At 47.5% G+C, this 18,070-nt stretch carries 14 protein-coding genes; 5 read left to right on the forward strand and 9 right to left on the reverse strand.

Annotated features, from left to right (window positions below):
* Window positions 1-2: 2 nt before the first annotated feature.
* On the reverse strand, window positions 3-2,978 hold the full coding sequence (locus AAKU61_RS11410) for a bifunctional diguanylate cyclase/phosphodiesterase (protein ID WP_354332304.1): 2,976 nt from the start codon (window positions 2,976-2,978) through the stop codon (window positions 3-5).
* 311 nt (window positions 2,979-3,289) lie between these two features.
* Between AAKU61_RS11410 and AAKU61_RS11415 the strand changes: the two genes are divergently transcribed.
* Together AAKU61_RS11415 and AAKU61_RS11420 are read left to right on the forward strand one after the other, a co-directional pair.
* On the forward strand, window positions 3,290-4,141 hold the full coding sequence (locus AAKU61_RS11415) for a D-hexose-6-phosphate mutarotase (RefSeq protein WP_354332306.1): 852 nt from the start codon (window positions 3,290-3,292) through the stop codon (window positions 4,139-4,141).
* A 268-nt stretch (window positions 4,142-4,409) separates the two neighbouring features.
* Window positions 4,410-7,274, forward strand: a complete 2,865-nt coding sequence (locus AAKU61_RS11420) for a M16 family metallopeptidase (protein WP_354332308.1) — start codon at window positions 4,410-4,412, stop codon at window positions 7,272-7,274.
* A gap of 136 nt (window positions 7,275-7,410) precedes the next feature.
* Here AAKU61_RS11420 and AAKU61_RS11425 read toward each other — a convergent pair whose 3' ends face one another.
* The 3 genes from AAKU61_RS11425 to AAKU61_RS11435 all read right to left on the reverse strand — a co-directional run bounded on the left by AAKU61_RS11425 (window position 7,411) and on the right by AAKU61_RS11435 (window position 10,496).
* Entirely contained in the window at window positions 7,411-8,424 is a 1,014-nt protein-coding gene (locus AAKU61_RS11425) for an MBL fold metallo-hydrolase (protein WP_354332309.1), read from the reverse strand.
* A gap of 129 nt (window positions 8,425-8,553) precedes the next feature.
* On the reverse strand, window positions 8,554-9,303 hold the full coding sequence (locus AAKU61_RS11430; protein ID WP_354332311.1) for a hypothetical protein: 750 nt from the start codon (window positions 9,301-9,303) through the stop codon (window positions 8,554-8,556).
* A gap of 74 nt (window positions 9,304-9,377) precedes the next feature.
* Window positions 9,378-10,496 carry a zinc-binding alcohol dehydrogenase family protein gene (locus AAKU61_RS11435; protein ID WP_354332313.1) on the reverse strand — a complete coding sequence of 373 codons (1,119 nt, stop codon included), beginning with the start codon at window positions 10,494-10,496 and terminating at the stop codon, window positions 9,378-9,380.
* 160 nt (window positions 10,497-10,656) lie between these two features.
* On the opposite strand from AAKU61_RS11435, the gene AAKU61_RS11440 reads away from it, so the two are divergent.
* On the forward strand, window positions 10,657-11,589 hold the full coding sequence (locus AAKU61_RS11440; RefSeq protein WP_354332315.1) for an AraC family transcriptional regulator: 933 nt from the start codon (window positions 10,657-10,659) through the stop codon (window positions 11,587-11,589).
* A gap of 40 nt (window positions 11,590-11,629) precedes the next feature.
* Here AAKU61_RS11440 and nikR read toward each other — a convergent pair whose 3' ends face one another.
* Together nikR and AAKU61_RS11450 are read right to left on the reverse strand one after the other, a co-directional pair.
* On the reverse strand, window positions 11,630-12,085 hold the full coding sequence (nikR, locus tag AAKU61_RS11445) for a nickel-responsive transcriptional regulator NikR (RefSeq protein WP_322120734.1): 456 nt from the start codon (window positions 12,083-12,085) through the stop codon (window positions 11,630-11,632).
* Window positions 12,086-12,134: 49 nt separating this feature from the next.
* A complete protein-coding gene (locus tag AAKU61_RS11450) occupies window positions 12,135-14,228 on the reverse strand; it encodes a TonB-dependent receptor (RefSeq protein WP_354332317.1) in 2,094 nt (697 codons plus the stop codon).
* 399 nt (window positions 14,229-14,627) lie between these two features.
* Between AAKU61_RS11450 and AAKU61_RS11455 the strand changes: the two genes are divergently transcribed.
* Window positions 14,628-15,611 carry a hypothetical protein gene (locus tag AAKU61_RS11455; RefSeq protein WP_354332319.1) on the forward strand — a complete coding sequence of 328 codons (984 nt, stop codon included), beginning with the start codon at window positions 14,628-14,630 and terminating at the stop codon, window positions 15,609-15,611.
* A 25-nt stretch (window positions 15,612-15,636) separates the two neighbouring features.
* Here the strand turns inward: AAKU61_RS11455 and AAKU61_RS11460 are convergent, their stop codons facing one another.
* From AAKU61_RS11460 to AAKU61_RS11470, 3 genes are read right to left on the reverse strand one after another with little or no spacing between them, the layout of a single operon-like run.
* A complete protein-coding gene (locus AAKU61_RS11460) occupies window positions 15,637-15,801 on the reverse strand; it encodes a LytTR family DNA-binding domain-containing protein (RefSeq protein ID WP_354332320.1) in 165 nt (54 codons plus the stop codon).
* Window positions 15,802-15,817: 16 nt separating this feature from the next.
* Window positions 15,818-16,078 carry a hypothetical protein gene (locus AAKU61_RS11465; RefSeq protein WP_354332322.1) on the reverse strand — a complete coding sequence of 87 codons (261 nt, stop codon included), beginning with the start codon at window positions 16,076-16,078 and terminating at the stop codon, window positions 15,818-15,820.
* A 46-nt stretch (window positions 16,079-16,124) separates the two neighbouring features.
* Window positions 16,125-16,895 carry a substrate-binding periplasmic protein gene (locus tag AAKU61_RS11470; RefSeq protein ID WP_354332324.1) on the reverse strand — a complete coding sequence of 257 codons (771 nt, stop codon included), beginning with the start codon at window positions 16,893-16,895 and terminating at the stop codon, window positions 16,125-16,127.
* A gap of 151 nt (window positions 16,896-17,046) precedes the next feature.
* On the opposite strand from AAKU61_RS11470, the gene AAKU61_RS11475 reads away from it, so the two are divergent.
* Complete coding sequence (locus tag AAKU61_RS11475; protein ID WP_354332326.1) at window positions 17,047-18,060, forward strand: transporter; 1,014 nt, start codon at window positions 17,047-17,049, stop codon at window positions 18,058-18,060.
* Window positions 18,061-18,070: the final 10 nt, after the last annotated feature.

The raw sequence follows: 18,070 nt of genomic DNA on the forward strand, positions 1-18,070 counted from the left end.
TTTTACGTAGGATTTTTAGAGCTGTCTAACGCCAGCAATTTTAAAAATCCGTCCAGCGGCAAGGGTTTAGAGAACAAATAACCTTGGAAGGCGAGACAATTATGCTGTATCAAAAAGCTACGTTGTGCGTCGGTTTCTACACCCTCCGCAATCACGTTTAAGCCAAGATTGACACCCAGCGAAATGATCGCGCGCACGATGGTTGCGTCGTTCTCGTCGTCGCTTAAATCACGTACAAATGATTGATCGATTTTGAGTTGATTGAGCGGCAGTCGTTGCAAGTACGCGAGTGAAGAATAGCCAGTACCAAAATCATCCATAGAAAAAGAAATACCTAGTTTTTTAAGTTGATGCATTTTCTCGGTCGTGGCATCAACATTATCCAGCACCGTGCTTTCGGTCAGTTCAATTTTTAAGCGTGTCGGATCGATCCCGTGCCGATGGACTATCTCGGTAAAAGCCTCGACAAAATCGGCCTGTTTAAATTGTTTGGCACTGACGTTGACGGCTAGACTAAGGTGGCGACTATCTTCATGTGCCTCCCATAGTTTGATTTGCGCGCAGGCGGTTTCCATCACCCAAAGACCAATCGGAATAATTAATCCGGTTTCTTCTGCCAGTGGAATAAAATCGGCTGGCGATATAAAGCCGCGGTCAGGATGTATCCAGCGGAGCAGTGCTTCGGCACCGATCAATTTGCCATCGGAATTGACTTGTACCTGGTAATACAACTGGAACTGGTTTTGCGCCAATGCCAGACGTAAATTAGACTCCAGCATCATGCGCACGACTAGGATTGCTTGCATGGCCGGATCAAAGAAACGTACGGCATTACGCCCAGAAGTTTTTGCCTCGTACATCGCGGTATCGGCACGTTTGAATAAGTCTTTGACGGTGACGTCATTTCCCTGGAACAGACAAGCGCCGATACTGCTAGAGCCGTGGTGTTCAAAATCCATAATCGCGTAACGCTGACTTAATACTTGCCGGATTTTTTCTGCAATACGGTCAGTTTGCTGGATCGCCTCATTGCGTGTATGGCTTAGTTCTTCCAGCACCACCACAAATTCATCACCGCCAAGACGTGCCACGGTATCGCATTCACGCATACAAGTTTGTAACCGGCGGGCAGTTTCTACCAACAAAATATCCCCGGCATCATGGCCGCGGGTGTCATTCAGCGTTTTAAAATTATCCAGATCGATGAACAAAATCGCGCTGTGACTTTCATTGCGTTTGCTAATGCTAATCAGATGTTGCAGCCGGTCCATCAGCAAGCGGCGGTTCGGTAATTGGGTGAGCGGATCGTAAAAAGCCAGGTTGCGGATTTCTGCCTCATAACCTTTATGGCGGCTAATATCGGTAAATGATCCAACGTAATTTGTGATGTCGCCACGGCTATCTGTGATGGCAGTCACGGTGATCATTTGTGGATAAATTTCCCCGTTTTTACGACGATTCCATAACTCACCTTGCCAGAAATGGTGTTCTTTTAAGTAGTCCATGAGGACATCGTAAAAAGCTTTATCTTGCTGCTTATCGTAGTGACGCCGGATTTTTTGACCAATTAACTCATTGCTGTCGTAGCCCGCGATTTTTGAAAACGCATGGTTGACGCGCAATATCTGCCAATCAGCATCAGTGACAAAAATCCCTTCTTGCGACTCAAAAGTAAAAGCCGCGATACGTAAATCTTTTTCAGCCTGTTTGCGCTCGGTAATGTCGCTCACAAAACAATGCCATAGCATGGCGCCGTCGGCTTCGCGCTCTGGTAATGCGTCAACCATTAACCAGCGCACGGTGCCATCCGCACGGCGGAAGCGGAATTCATTTTGCCAGGGCGACATGGTTCTGGTCGCTTCGCGCAGGCTGATGTTGCCCTTTTCTACATCGCCGCTATCGATTTTCTGTAATACATGCAGAGCATCGCTCACCACCTGTTCTTGCGTCACCTCAAATATCCCCAAAATAGCGTCGCTGGCATAAGGGACACTGACGCTGCGGTCAGCGCGTATGCGGTATTGCATGATTAAACCGGGTAAGCGGGATGCCACTTTGTTGATGCGTTCTAAGGCATCTTGTATCTCACGCGCTGCTTGCAAACTTTCTGCTTGCAAGGCGGTAATCACCAAAGCTACGATCGTCATAGTGAACATATAGGCCCACAGAACCAATAAGCTGCTCTCTGATTGCAAGTCAGTAAACGGCCCTCTGCCGCTGGCCGTTGCCAATGCCGCGATTGCAGATGAGGCCAGGGCTATTGCCGTCGCACCCGTCACGCCAAACCGCAATGCAGACCAGATTGTAGTGGCGACTACGATAAACGTCAGATCAATCTGGCGCTCGGTCACCATAAAGATAAACCAGTTAATCGTGCAAAAAATCAGCAGGAAAATGATGATTTCTTCCCGGCGCTTGATCAGGTCTTTAACTGAACTGGCAGACAGTGACAGTAACAAAGGAGCCATCAACAAAGTCCCGACCAGATCGCCTGCCCACCAGGTAGACCAGGTCAAGGGAAGATTTTCTACCCAGCCGTGCCAGCCAAGTACTAAGGTGCCAATACTGGCAGACATCGTCATACCCAACATGGCGGCAATGGTGAACCAGACTACATCTTTACGTTGTAAAAACTGCGGGTGTACCTCTTTGTAGCGCAAGACCATGCAACATACAAAGGCCGCCAAGGTGTTGCCAAATGAAACCAGAGCAGCAGTTGCTGGCGATAAGCCTGCCGACAAATCTTGTAAAAAAGCGGCGAGATAAATCACGCCCAGCATGCGGTTACCATAGCGCATTAGCCCAGCCACGGCGACACCCGCAGGCAACCATAACAAGCTAATGTGAGGGGAGAGATAGGTTACAGCTAAGCCCAGATGCCCGGTACCCAGGTACAGCAATACCAATAGCGCAGCACGCGCAAGAAATGCGTTGGGATGTAAATGGACAGTAGGGAAGACTTTGTGAGATCTGGACATGAAATAGGAAGCCTAAAATGACCTTCAGCGCGCACAACGCCTAGCCATTATGCGTTATACCGCTAGAGTTTGAAAACGGTATGTCGCTTTCTCGTAGAGAAAGGTCTGGTCTGCTGATTAATATTGTTGTACCAATTGTCACCTATATAATTTTTGTACTGGATTGCGTTGCTTGGCGCGGATATAAAGCTTATGTAAGTCGAGATACAATTTTTACAGATCATTTTTTAAGCCGCCTCCACAAAAAAAGCCTTTCGCTCCTATACTGGCAGATCCAATTTTTTGTCTTTTATCACCACGGATGAAGTCTGATGACACCATTGATTTTGCAAGCTAAAGATGGCGCCCGCGCCACTATCACTCCGCATGGTGCGCATGCGTACTCGTGGATACCTGCTGGTGGTCGTGAGCAGTTATTTTTGAGTAAGGCCTCATCAACCTCGGATGGCACTGCCATTCGCGGCGGCGTGCCTGTGATTTTTCCGCAATTTGCTAACGTCGGTGCCTTGCCTAAACATGGCTTTGCGCGCACATCCTTGTGGCGTTTAGTGGAAACTGGTTACAGGACAGAAAGCGCCGAAGACGCTGCATATGCAATTTTTGATCTGCAAGAAAATATCGCCCGCCTGCAAATCTGGCAGCATGTTTTTCGCGCAGAACTCGCCGTCAGCGTGGCGGGCAATCGCCTGACAATACAACTAAGCATCCACAATACTGGCGACACCAGTTTTAGTTTTACCAGCGCTTTACACACCTATCTGGCGGTGGATCAGATTGCCGATGTGAGCGTGCATGGCTTGGCGGGTTTGCGTTATCGGGACTCGGTCAGCGGCGTCAGCGAGTGTCTGGAGCAAGACGCGAGTTTGCGGATTACAGGTGAGATCGACAGAATTTATGCCAATGTGCCACAACTCCCAGCACAACTAGTGATGTACCAGCCGCAGCAAATAACCCGCATTAGTCAAACAGGATTTACCGACGCCGTAGTCTGGAATCCAGGGGCAGAAAAAGCTGCAGCCTTAGCCGATATGGAAGCCGGCGGCGAGCAACACATGCTATGCATCGAAGCCGCCACCGTCATGCGTCCTGTCGTATTGGCACCCAGTGCTAGCTGGTCTGGTAGCCAGACGCTGAGTGTAGAAATACCGGCCTCAGCAGCGTAATTTTGTAGAGTAATTGCATATACTCCCCTAAAAATTAAACAAAATCGGCTAATTGTCCAGTAATCCTATGGACAACTAAAATATACTTATGACAGTATATTTTTTTGGATCGTTGGCCAGATAGTAGTTTTAACCACACAAATTTGTTTTGCGGTAAATGGAATTAAATTTGCCCGCAGCGTTCTAATCAGTGATTGTTAAAGTGAGCCTCTAAACTCATGCAGCAAAATACCCGCGTTATTTGATGAAGTGCCCACAAGGATTATCGATGTCGATTCTGTCCCCTGTATTTGAGTCATCCGCAGTTAAGTTGCCTGTGGTTACGTCAATGGCTCCAGCCCATGTTTTTTCCAGCAATCTAAAGTCAGCCCGGCAACGCATGCATAAAACTATGGCAAGTGGCATGCTGGTGTCTGGTCTGGTGCTGACCTTGAGCTTACTGTTCTCGCCGAAAACTAATGCGGCTGACCTTACTCATCTGGCCGCTTATGCCTTGCCAAAAGGCGTCAGCCAGATTACTAGCGTAGAAGGGATTACTGAATACCGTTTGCCAAACGGTTTAAAAGTATTGCTGATGCCAGATGCATCCAAGCCAACCATCACCGTCAATGTGACTTATCTGGTGGGATCGCGTTTTGAGAATTATGGCGAAACCGGCATGGCACATTTGTTAGAACACATGATGTTTAAGGGCACACCCAATAATCCAAAAATTACTGAACAATTTAACCAGCGCGGCATGCGCATGAACGGCACCACCTCGCTAGACCGCACCAATTATTACGAGCTATTCCAGGCCAGTGACGATAATCTGAAGTGGGCTTTGCAGATGGAAGCAGATCGTATGGTGCATTCCAATATCGCCAAAAAAGATTTGGATTCAGAAATGACCGTAGTACGCAATGAGTTTGAGGGGGATGAAAATTCTCCTAGCGGCGTAATGATGAAGCGTATGCAAAGCGTCGCCTTTGACTGGCACAATTACGGCAACGCTACTATCGGCAACCGCAGTGATATTGAGAACGTTAAGATAGAAAATCTGCAAGCGTTTTACCATCAGTATTACCAGCCCGATAATGCCGTTTTGTTAGTCGCCGGTAAATTTGATCAGGCCAAAACTCTGCAATGGATTGCTACGGATTTTGGCAAAATCGCCAAGCCGACACGAGTGCTGCCAACGTTCTGGACAGTAGAGCCTACGCAGGATGGCGAGCGTAATTTTGTAGTCCGGCGCAAAGGCGATATCCAACTGGTGATGGTGGCATATAAGACACCGGCTAACTTACATCCGGATAGTGACCCGCTTGGCTTTGCGGGCGATATTTTGACCGACTCACCCAATGGTCGGTTGCACAAACAACTGGTAGAAACAGGCAAGGTCGTCCAGGTATTTTCTAGCGATCTGGGCAGCGTGGCGCCAGGTCTTAAAATCATTGGTGCCGTGGTAAAAAAAGACGCGTCTATTGATGCGGCTAAAGATGCTTTACTAGCAGGGATAGAGGATTTTAAAGCGAACCCTCCCACCAAAGAAGAGATGGACAGAGTCAAACTCGACACTGCTAACGAGTATGAAAAAATCTTAAACAATCACGAGTCTATTGGCATCAGCATGTCGGAATATATTGCTCTGGGTGACTGGCGGTATTTGTTTAAGGACAGAGACAATAGCCAGCTAGTCACAGCAGAGCAAGTCACTGCCGCAGTCAAACGTTATTTTGTCCGTGACAACCGTACCATTGGCATGTTCATTCCTGAGGATGCACCACAACGCGCAGAGATCAGCGCTGCACCAAGCATGGCTAATGTCATGAAGGACTTTAAACCTAAGGCCGATACTTTAAGCGCAGAAGTATTTGATTCCACGCCAGCCAATATCGACAAGCGTACACAGCATGCCACCATCGGCGGTTTACATCTTGCGTTATTGCCTAAGAAAACTCGCGGTGAAACGGTCAACGTTTCGTTGAGTTTGCATTGGGGTGATGAGAAAAGTTTATTCGATAAAAAAACCGTTGCCGCATTCACTCGCGGTTTGCTTACTGCGGGCACCAGCAAATATAGCCGCGCGCAGTTAGCGGATGAAATGGCAAAACTTAAAATTACTGGCAATGCGTTTTCTTACCAGACCACCAAGGCAAATTTACCCGCTGCCATCGCATTGATGGCGCATGTACTGCGTGAACCAAGCTTCCCCGCCAGCGAATTTATACAAGCACGCGAGTCGCTGATTGTAGGAGTAGAGGGGAGTCGTAACGAGCCATCAACTGTCGCCAACCAGGCGTTGGCACAGCATTTTAACCGCTACCCCAAAGGCGATATTCGCGCCAGCCAAACCATAGACGAATCACTTGCCAGCGCCCGCAAGCTGAATCTGGAAGAGATAAAAGCCTATTACAAACAGTTTTACGGTGCCTCCAAAGGTGAGTTAGCGATTGTCGGCGATATGGATGTAGAGAGCACCAAACAAGCGGTGACAACTGCCTTTGCAGAGTGGAAAAGTGCCGCACCCTACGCACGTCTGGTCGATTACCAGGAGACGATTCCCGCAATACGTCAGACCTTTAATACGCCAGACAAAGAGAACGGCTATTTTGTAAGCCGGATGAATCTAGCTTTACGCCAAGACGATAGCGATTACCCGGCACTCAGTCTGGCAAATTACATCTTCGGTGCAGGCTCGGGATTGAACTCACGACTGATGGACCGGATTCGCCAAAAAGACGGTTTATCTTATGGCGGTGGTTCTGATTTATCTGCCGGTGATTTTGATCCGGTTGGTAGTTTCAGCATCAGTGCCACTGCGGCACCACAAAATTTAATCAAACTAGAAGCCGCCATTAAAGAAGAATTACAGCGCGCACTGAGCCAGGGATTTACGCAGGAAGAATTAAGCCGCGCCAAGTCCGGTTTACTACAACAACGCGCACAAAACCGTACCAGCGATGCGGCCATCGCTGGCGGTTGGGCTTACGATTTATATCTGAACCGTACCTGGGCATGGAGTCAGGCGCTGGACGATAAAATCAAAGCGGTGACTTTGGAGCAAATGAATGCCGCGTTTAAAAAATATATAGACCCGGCAAAGATGAGCACTTTTATCGCCGGTGACGAGGCTAAGGCAAAGGCGAGGTAATTTCGTAAAAACACTTGAGTAACGAGTAAAAAAAGCCAGGCAGTAAGCCTGGCTTTTTTCATTATCCAGTACGCGCCAACTTTTTAATCGCAGGCGAAGATGTTCACTCAAAATCAATGTTTAAATAAAACCATCGCTACAAATCATTTTTTACATTACTCAGTTTGAATAATCTTGTAGATCCTTCTTCAAGTGTCAGAAATTCATTTCTTACTATTTTTTTCTGATCTAGCACGGAATGTAAATCTTTTACAGGCCGGTCAATACTCTCATTGGTCAACTGAAAGGTTCCAAAATGTATTCCGATACTTTGTTTTGCCCCGAGGTCTACATGCGCTTGCACGGCCTCCTCTGGATCCATATGCACCTGCTTCATAAACCATCTTGGTTCATAGGCACCAATGGGCAGAAATGCGATGTCTGGTGAACCAAAGTGCTCTCGTATCGCTTTGAAATGAGAAGAGTACGCGGTGTCACCTCCAAAATACACAGTATGTCCGTTAAAGGAAATGACATAACTCCCCCATAAGCTTTGATTTTTATCAAATAACCAGCGATTTGAAAAATGCTCCGCTGGTGCCAAACTCAGCTTAAGCTTTTGCGGTGTCTCTACACTTTGCCACCAGTCGAGTTCAACAACCTGTTGTATTCCATTTTCTTCCAGTAGTTTCTTGTTTCCGAGAGGGACAATAAACATTGGATGAAAAGTAGTATTTAATTGCTTGAGTGTCTCTACATCTAAATGGTCATAATGATTGTGGCTGATGACAACGATATCAATCTCCGGCAGGTCAGAAAAAGCGATGCCGGGTTGTCGATGTCTCTTTGGACCAATCCAGCTAAATGGACTGACACGTTCTGCCCAAACAGGATCAGTCAATAAATTAAAGTGTTCAGTTTGAATCAGTACCGTCGCATGATTTACAAAGGTAATTGCTACCTCGTCCTTACCCCGATTTCTATGGAGATTAAGAGCCTGAGCATTTTTAACCGAGTCCGGCCAGCTTTCAAAATCAAACGAAAACAGTAATTTCAAACCATCCCAAAGTCCGTTACCTTTTGGATTATCAGGATTAAAGAAGCTGGTGCCATCATAGTGATCGGACTTGGGATAGCTTTGTACGGAAGAGCATCCCAGAACCTGGAGCAAGATAATTCCTAGAATAAAACGTACGAAAATCAGAGGCATTTTTTTGACATTTCCAGAAAATAACTAGTGTGTATTGAATACATTTTTCTTTAAAGTTTTGATGTTACTACGGCTTGTCTTTTACTCTCATTACGACCTCATCAGCCCTGCCCAAGTTAAACTTGCCCATGCCAGAAGGTAGCCTATCGTCATAGCACTAAACCCCACAAAAGCTGACTGTCCCAGAAACCGGTCAGCCAACAGACCAAAGGCGGGTATGAATTGCTGAGCGTGAACGCCGAGAAAGTGCGATGGCCGGATATCTTTATAAAAATGCCATCCGACTATTGGCAGCCCCATCCCTTGTGGGGGCTGATTACCCCCGAGAAGAAAGCCGCTCACCGTGGCAAGCACAAAGGTCAGTATCAAACCAACCGTAATCCCGATCAGCGTTACCGATGCGGTCGAATTGCTATTGTGAGTCCAGATCACCCAAGCGAGTATCGCTTGCGATGCAGTCAGACATACGGCGAACAATCCCATCAGAGCACACATGACGGTATGCAGTAAATCCGACGTATTGTAGTGAGATGCTTCTCCCATGATGGCTTGGAGGGTGATATATCCCACTTCAAAGGAAGAGGTACTGACTATTAATATAGCGATCCATTTGAGTGAGGAGTTAGCTTCTGAGCTCACTCCGGAAATCAACATCAGCCATGCGGAAGTGATGGCAAATAATGCCATTGCCGCCATGAATTTCATGGGCTTTACCCACACACCGACCTCACGAATTGTCCTTGAATCTAACTTCGACCAGATATACGTAGGTACCATCGCAAGTACCATGATTAAGCCATAAATGATCAGTGTCTTATGCGCTGTATTGAGTGAAGTCATAGAACTGCTCCCTTCTTAGAATTCTGAGTTTATTAGCATGCGACAGTTTTAAATATTCTGCGAATAACTGTCTCTCAGAGGGCGATAATTATTTTGCTAGCGGACACACCACTTCTTTGCATATCCAGGCCTGCCTGTACATGTTCTAGACCTTTGCCGATCACATACGGTGCTGGTGCCGCAAGGAATTTTCCTGCTGCTAATGCTTGCGGTAAGAAATCGACATAGACAATTTTACTCACCTCGTTTGCAATCAACGAGCTGCCAAAGACGGCCTTCGTCCGAATGCCTCTTAAGCGCGACTTCAGTAGCATCGAGATCACGAAAGCGATGAGTTTGGGTAATTGACGGAAAAACTGTAGCCGCAGGTTGGAGTCCTTTTTCATCTTCTGAAAACTGACCGGAAACGTCGCCATAGAGATGAACTTATTCCCCTTGCATGCGTGAATAATATCCAGACACGCTTCCATAGAACCTGCTCCAATGGCTAAGGCACCTGCAGTAGTTTTGCCATTAAAAGCGTTGATGATATCGGTGATCACAGTTTTACTTTTATAGTCAAATACTTGGCTAGCGCCGAGTTTTCTGACGTAATCAAAATTGTGGGGCGAGGCAGTTGTGATCACTTCGTAGCCAGCGGCAACCGCGAGCTGAATAGCGTTGCTACCAACACTGGTTGAACCTCCCCAAACGAGTAGCGTTTTTCTTGTTCGTTTGGGAGTCACCGAGGGATGTTGTAGCGCCAGCTGGTCTTTTTCAAACAAGCTGCAAGCGGCGGTCGATAGTCCCAGCGGAAGAACGGCAGCACTCTCATAAGGCATATGGTCAGGGATCGGTGATGCCATGTGTTCGAGGACGACGGTATAGGTTTGAAAAGCACCTTCCGCCGCACTGTTTCGCTTTGGATCGCTTCCAACCGCGTGAGCCAGGACGCGCTGACCCGGTTGGAAGCGAGTCACATTTTTGCCAACCTCGACTACCTCCCCCGCGAGGTCTGAGCCAAGAATAAACGGATATTTGATCCAGGAAAATACCAATTCGCCTGCACTTTGGAGTATCCAATCCAGCGGATTGATGGCGATAGCCCGGTTCTTGACAACAATTTCGTTGTCTTTCGGTGGAGTGTACGGTGCAGGCTTTACATCAAGATTAGCTCGTTTCGTTGATATCCACGCAGCGGTATTTGTCGTCATTTGAAACTCTCTGTGATTAATAGCTCGTATTAGCTCGTATCCACCTGCATCAGTCTGTGCTGGGCTGCATAAGGTTTTGATAGACAAATGATAGATGGTTGTCTTAAGACGATCCATGCTCTATAGTCTGAGTCATCTTTTCAATCGTCCGGGAATGACCATGGATCCGCTCTCTGATGTTCTATCTTTGCTCAAGCCACGCAGCTATATGTTCCGTGGACTGGATGCGGGCGGACAATGGTCGATACGGATTCCGGAACAGCAAGGTATCAAGTGTTATGCCGTACTTTGCGGACAGTGCACGCTGAGTGTTGAAGGCGTCGCGGAATCGATACCTCTCAAGCAGGGTGACTGCGTTTTATTACCGAAGGGATATGCAGTTCGTCTCGGCAGTGATCCTAACTTGCTACCGGTTGATGCAGGAGAGGTGTTCCCCCTTGTACCTGAAGGCGATACTGTTACCGTTAACGGCGGAGGCGATTGCTACGGCTGGGGAGGGTTTTTCGAATTTACGGGTAGGCACGCTGGCATGCTATTGGGAGCTTTGCCAGCAATCATCCACATACGAAAAGAGTCAGACAAAGAAGCACTGCGCGGTTCGATAGAACAGATCATGCGGGAGCTAAGAGAGCCGCAACCGGGTGGCTTTTTGATGGCGCAACATCTTGCACACCTGATGCTGGTGCAGGCGCTGCGACTCTTCCTTGCTGAAGGATCGGAAGGGTCGAGTGGTGGTGTGGGATGGCTTTATGCATTGACCGACAAGCAGATCAGCGCTGCTATCAACGAGATGCATCGTCATCCGGCGCATAAATGGACTATACAAAGCCTGGCGGATCGTGTGCATATGTCCCGTTCGACCTTCGCGCTGAGATTTAAAAAGACAGTAGGAGAGTCGCCAATGGAGTATCTGACACGATGGAGAATGCTACTTGCCGGAGACAGATTGTTGAACTCGAATGAGTCGATCGCAGTGATTGCCCCCTCACTCGGCTATGAATCTGAGAGCGCGTTCAGCACCGCTTTCAAGCGTGTCATGCAATGCTCTCCCCGGGAATATAGCCGTAGTCAAAATACGAACACCAGCATCTGAGCTGCTTCCGAATTCCTAGACACTCAGCAATAAAATAATCTCATCGATGAGGGTGAACATGAGTATGTCCTACCAGTGAATATTTCTCTTTTTTGATGTCTACCGGTACCACATGTACATTGCCATGCCGAACCCCGGTTTGTGAAATGATGGCATCAGCGCAGGCGCGCACCTCGGCCATTTTTCCTTTCAGCACGACGGTTTCTAAACAATTGTCATGATCCAGATGGATGTGTTGCGAGGCGATAGCAATATCGTGGTGCTCATGCTGCATGTGGGTCAGACGATTGGCTAATTGGCGTTCGTGATGGTCATAGACATAGCTGACGGTTGCTACGCACCATTTGGCTTTTCCGGTGGCGACATCGGCTTCGCCCAATTCTTTACGCACCAGATCACGAAAAGCCTCGGAGCGATTTAAATAGCCTCTGCTTTCTACCAACTGATCAAAAGCATCTGCCAGATCGTCATCGACTGAAATGGTTAAGCGTCGCATGGTGTTCCTTCATGATGAAAAATAGAATGGGGATGATGACGGATTCGGATTAAAAATTATGTACTAAGCTCAACCGCATCGTACGAGGTTCTACCGGATGGAAATGGACATCATTAACACCATCTGGCGATTCGCCCTTCAAGCGGGATTGATAGTAATAATCGATGTCACTAGCTTGCTTGTCAAACAGGTTGAATACATCTAGTGTAAGTTTTGTTTTAGGTGATATTTTATAGCCGACGCGTGCATAGGCCAATGTGGTGGACGACGAGCGTACGCTGTTATCTTCGACCAGAGGGCGTGGACCAAAATAGCGTAGATCAAAGCCACCATACCAGCGGCCCACATCGGTAACGGTAACGCCAAAGGAGGCCACCCGGTCGATAGAGCCAGGGATATATGCACCAACCGGATCGTACTGTGTGTAGCGTGCGCGAGACGCTGCCAAGTCCAGATCAAGCAACAACCATGGCGCGGCGATGTAATGATTATTCCATTCAATTCCTGTGCGTCGGCTGGCGCGGCTAGGCTCAGTTTCTCCGGCGTCACCAACGAACAAAAGTTCTGAATCTATATCCAGACGCCAAAGCGCCAGTGAGCTTTGCAGGCCCGGAATAATTTCAGTCCGCATGCCTAATTCACCACCCTTGGTTTTGACTAAAGGTGTCACTGGTGTTGATGCGCCGCCATCAGGTAAGCGTGTTTGCGTAGTGCCACGCGCATCATTGCTATGGAAGCCGCTGCCATAATTGGCGAAGTATTCAGTCTTATCCCATGGCCCAAAAATCAGCGATAGTTTGGGCGAGATGATATGGTCGTTCACTTTGCCAGAGTCGCCTTGTATGCTGCTGTTCACATCAAAATGGTAGGCGTCGTAACGCACGCCAGCGATGCTTCTCAACTTGGGCAGCCACTGTATGGTGTTCTCGGCATACAAGCCAGCGCTGGCTTCTTTTACCTCATCCTGGCGTATGGTGGAGACACGTTGTTGCGCGATGGTGTTGTAGATACCGACCGGCGATACATTATCGTAACGGGTTTGCAAACCTACTTTGTTGCGCATATCCAGTCCGCCGATATTGCTAAACCAGCTCTGACTCACGTTAAAGCCCAGCATACGCCGACGCTCGCTTTGATTGAACTGATCGCCACCATCTGGATTGTCCAGAAAATAAGTGAAATTGCTGAACAGATCGAGCGAAGATTGCACCGCGTAGGCATCCATTTCAAACAAAGAATCCTGAGTACGTTTACGCATGGAGTACGACAAACTATAGCGCGAGGTTTGCCCGCCGTCGCTAGGATCGATCGCGCCAAAACGGTCGATCAAACCCGATTGCACAGCGCGTAAGGGAACCTGATCAGTCGAGTTCCAGCTATTTTTATATGCCATCGCAGTAACATTAAAACCGTCATCTTGCGTGCCTTGGCTGTATCGCAATATGCCGCTGTATTTACGAACATTTTCTGGTGTGTCCCATGGACCGTTGTTACGGTTTAATTCCAGACCATATAGCAGCGTGCCGTTTGCCGCAGCGAGAGAATTCGCCAGCACGGCACGTTGATAACCGTAACTACCTAAAGATAGACTCGCAATCCCTTGAGGTAACTTATCTACCAGCCGGATATGTGCTGCGCCCGCTGAAGCAAAATCGCCTTCGTCGGCAAAATAAGGTCCCTTTTTATAATCGATGCGCTGTACCAGTTCGGGCATTAAAAAGTTCAGATCCGAATAGCCCTGACCATGTGCATGGCTACGCATATTCACCGGCATGCCATCCACATAGGTCGCAAAATCAGTACCGTGATCCAGATTAAAGCCGCGTAAAAAATATTGGTTTGCCTTGCCATCGCCGCTATGCTGAGTCACGATCATGCCGGGTACAAATTCCAATAATTCACCGGCGCGCAGCGCAGGCCGGTTGCTGATCAGATTGGCAGTAACGGAACCCTGACTGGCTGCGTTGGAAGTACCGATCGCATTATCGTAATTGCCCGCTACCGTGACGGTCTGGATAGCATCGCCATCTTTGCTATTTTTTGTATTATCAGCGTCCTTAGTAGCGCTCGTTTGAGCTTGTGTCGCTTGCATACAAAGTAGCGCAAGTGTAGTAAGGACGGCGATATTTTTCTTCTTTAGCATGTGTTGCTCCCAATAATGGTTTTACGCTTTTTGTATGATAAAAAATTAAATAATCATACGTTATTTCAATTTTTCCGCAATTAGTAAAGATTTTTTCCGTACGAACGGGCTATTAGTTACTTAATAAAAATACTACAAATTCTATAACTCAGATACTTATAAATCACATCATCATACTTTTGCTATTTTCTTAATACGGCAAATAATCGTCATTGGATTCAATTAATTCAAAATACTTAGAAGTTATAAATAGAGATGTAAAAGTTCTTCTTTTGTATGAGGAATCTGATAATCTTCATACAAAAATATGGCACTCATATTGAGACCGGTTTAACTAAATTTTTAAGCCTGACGAGGCCATCGATTATTGTCATCAATCCAAAAAAGGTGATTGGCTTCATGGATGATCTTGATATTGCTGAAATTGGTCGCGTACTAGGCTACGACTTGTTCCAGTTCGGAAAACGACAGCCTTGCACCGATTGGCCGCAGAGTGTGGTCGAAGGATTTTTGCATGCAGCGTCGATCAATGTGGTTAAAAAACTAGGCAATCGATATATCAACAAATATCTGCAATTACGCTTAAACGCATTGCGCCGACACAGAATTGTCGATCCACAAATTAACCCTGATTTGATTCAGCAGATTGACGTAGAGCAATGCCCGGTAACTCGTCGTGCACTTACGCATGGAGAGTTAAAAGATACCGATTGGTCGGTTGACCGCTTAAACAACGACGCAGCCTACGCACCGCATAATTTAGCGGTTGTGAGTACCTTGGCCAATCGTGCAAAAGCTGATCGCACTTACGAAGAGGTCTACGCCTTATCGCAACAGACAGATGCGACCGATGGTCTGCAACCGCAAGAATGGTTAAGACTGGCTGCTCTGATGCTGGGGTCTTGTTTTGCTACGCGTCCACGGCTAGCCCCAGTAATACCACTCACTGCACCGATACCAAAACAAACCGTGCGTCTTACCATGCAACAAGTGCAATACGTCATGACGATCATGGCAAAGCGGTCTGCTGGCAAAAATGCCCTGCTTAAAAATTTTAAGACTGTCTCTGACAACAACCAGGCCAGATTATGCTTACACCGGTTGGTAGATGCAGTACATCAGGGTTTGAAGCATGATGAGTCGCCGTGGGACGTTTGGCTACAGGCAGGTGTAATGGATGCCTTGTTAGCATGGCGACTAAGTTTAGACCTTAGGTCTTGGGCTATCGCAGGCCAAGTCTCTATGCAACTAGCTGGCGCACGACCAGTTGAAAAGAACCGTTTGCAATCTTGGCAGTTGAAGACAAGCGGTTATTTTCCCTTCCCTAGCAATACAAGGAAAATCAAACCAGCAGCGAACGTAGGTAGTCAAAAGCAGTATTAAAAATACTCAGTAAATAATTCTAAAATCACATTTGCTTAAATTGATGCTGAAACGCCTGTGATACAGCTATCCATCCGGCATCACCGTGGATACGAAAAGCTAAGCCGCCATCGACTCTTTGTACCGCATCAATTGCGGCGACATTCACAATCGTACTGCGTGAGATTTGCCAGAATTTTTCTGTATCCAATTGCAGTGCCAGGTCTTTAATCGGGGTGCGGATAGTGGTCTTGATAACCCGTATTCACGTTCCAGGTTTTGGGTATGCCAAGTTGTACATCCCAGCAAATGATAAGTTCATCGCGGCGGCGATCAGTGCTGCGGCCAGGATTGTTTTTCCGTATTTCATTTGGTACTCCGAAGTAGTTGATAACGATGCCTATGTTAGTCAGCGCACCATTGACTAACAAGACGGTTGCGATGGAGGACGGAATTTGGGTGACGGAGGCTGAGGATGTGTGCGACAAGCACGAAAATCGATACCTACTTTACGCGACGTGCTGGGGCATCAGCTCACTGAGATTGATACTGATATTTACGTTCAATCGCGGACACGGTGCCGTCCTTCTCCATGTCTCTCAGGATTTTGTTGTAAAGGTCGATATTGCTTTGCGCCGTAAGCGGATTGCAGGCAAGGTATAACTCGACCTGATTAAATTGGAACAGCGGCACAATTTTGCCCGTATATCCTTTGGCTTTGATCAGTCTGTTACCAAGTTTTTCGCCGGTGGCCCAAAAATCAAAACGCTTATACATCAGCTTGCGTGGGTTTTCTTCATCATAGTTGGCGATATCGATTTGTATGCCCCCGTTGTAACTAAAAAACTCACTCACCGCACCCTGGCGATATACCCCAATGATATAGCCACGTAAATCGTCGATATTTTTAGGCTTGCGCGTATCATCTGCCCGCCCAAAAATGACCCAGTTATTTTTAACCAGCGGCCCTACCCATTTGAATAAAGCTTCGCGTTGCGGGGTACGGGTAGTAGAAAAAACGCAGGTATCAGTATCCCGTTGCGCCATCAGGTAGGAGCGCGCCCAAGGGTAAGCTTGGATGCTGATCGCGACCCCGGCACGGCGCATGATTTCAGTTACTTTTTCTGTGGAGATGCCGTTTATCTTGCGGGTTTCAGGATCGACGATATTGAATGAGGGATAGTCTTCCGTCGTCAGGATCAGGCTTTTTTGTTGGGCAATAGCGGCATTGCTAAAAGGGGACAAAACCAGATAGAGCAGAGTGATAAAGCTTAAGCGGCTGATCAACATACTACAACGGTGCATACCCACTCCAGAATGAAGGTTCAGAAATTAATTCCCTGGACATGATCATAATGCATTGCAATATATTCGTTTTGTAAAAAACGCATTTTTACGGTTTTTGTGACTTTCTACGCTTACAATAAGTCCAATTTTTTTCACTAGGGATGGCAAGATGCAAATTGATCAGTTGTCGTATGGATCAGATTTGTCCGGATTGATTTGTGGCTATGTATTTGTGCAGGGACAAGCCGGGCAAGTGGTACACACGCCAGAAGCCTTGGCATGGCTGCAAAAGCCCGTCGCTGAGAAGGCAGATGCGTTTATTTGGCTGCACTTTAATCTGAGTAATGTCGCGGCAGAAAAATGGCTGCATGAGCATACCGACTTGCCCGAAGAGTTTTATGAAACGCTGCATGAGGGGTCGCGTTCAACCCGGATCGAGCATGCCGATAATGGTCTGATTGCGGTGGTCAACGACGTCTTGCATGATTTTGCGTTCGATGTTTCTGATATCGCTACGTTATGGCTTAGTTTAACCAACAAGGTCCTGATCAGTGCAAGGCGCAAGCCTTTGCAATCGGTAGATCGCCTGCGGAATGCGGTGAATCATGGCGAGTTATTTCATTCGCCGACAGAATTACTGACGCATTTATTCCGCGATCAGGCCGATGTGCTGATCGGTATCGTACGCAACGCGATTACCAAAGTGGATGAGATTGAAGACAAATTATTGGCTGAACGACTCAATCACAAACGCGCCAGATTAGGCGAACTGCGCCGCGTCCTGGTGCGCCTGCAAAGACTGCTGGCACCAGAGCCAGCGGCGCTCTTCCGTCTGCTACAAAAGCCACCAGTCTGGGTCGCAGAGAGTGATGTACAAGAGTTGCGGCAATCAACAGAAGAGTTTGCGGTAGTGCTAAGCGATATGGCATCGCTACAAGAGCGGATTAAGTTGCTGCAAGAAGAAATCGCTGCCGGCGTGAACGAACAAAATAATCGCTCACTATTTGTTTTAACCATCGTCACCGTGCTGGCACTACCGATCAACATCATCGCTGGTTTATTCGGGATGAATGTCGGCGGTATTCCGTTAGCGCAGCATGAAGACGGCTTTTGGATCGTGGTGGCGATTGTGGCGACGTTTACGGTGATTGCAGGTTGGCTGGCGTTTCGTAACCGGGATTGAGCTAGATGGT

Origin of the sequence: Undibacterium sp. GrIS 1.2 (assembly GCF_040544435.1) — a bacterium.
In the GTDB taxonomy this organism is placed as follows: Bacteria; Pseudomonadota; Gammaproteobacteria; order Burkholderiales; family Burkholderiaceae_D; genus Undibacterium.

Coding starts and splice junctions, on each gene's coding strand:
- AAKU61_RS11410 (WP_354332304.1), bottom strand. CDS start 2,978: ATGTCCAGATCTCACAAAGTCTTCCCTACTGTCCATTTACATCCCAAC.
- AAKU61_RS11415 (WP_354332306.1), top strand. CDS start 3,290: ATGACACCATTGATTTTGCAAGCTAAAGATGGCGCCCGCGCCACTATC.
- AAKU61_RS11420 (WP_354332308.1), top strand. CDS start 4,410: ATGTCGATTCTGTCCCCTGTATTTGAGTCATCCGCAGTTAAGTTGCCT.
- AAKU61_RS11430 (WP_354332311.1), bottom strand. CDS start 9,303: ATGACTTCACTCAATACAGCGCATAAGACACTGATCATTTATGGCTTA.
- AAKU61_RS11435 (WP_354332313.1), bottom strand. CDS start 10,496: ATGACGACAAATACCGCTGCGTGGATATCAACGAAACGAGCTAATCTT.
- AAKU61_RS11440 (WP_354332315.1), top strand. CDS start 10,657: ATGGATCCGCTCTCTGATGTTCTATCTTTGCTCAAGCCACGCAGCTAT.
- nikR (WP_322120734.1), bottom strand. CDS start 12,085: ATGCGACGCTTAACCATTTCAGTCGATGACGATCTGGCAGATGCTTTT.
- AAKU61_RS11450 (WP_354332317.1), bottom strand. CDS start 14,228: ATGCTAAAGAAGAAAAATATCGCCGTCCTTACTACACTTGCGCTACTT.
- AAKU61_RS11455 (WP_354332319.1), top strand. CDS start 14,628: ATGGATGATCTTGATATTGCTGAAATTGGTCGCGTACTAGGCTACGAC.
- AAKU61_RS11470 (WP_354332324.1), bottom strand. CDS start 16,895: ATGCACCGTTGTAGTATGTTGATCAGCCGCTTAAGCTTTATCACTCTG.
- AAKU61_RS11475 (WP_354332326.1), top strand. CDS start 17,047: ATGCAAATTGATCAGTTGTCGTATGGATCAGATTTGTCCGGATTGATT.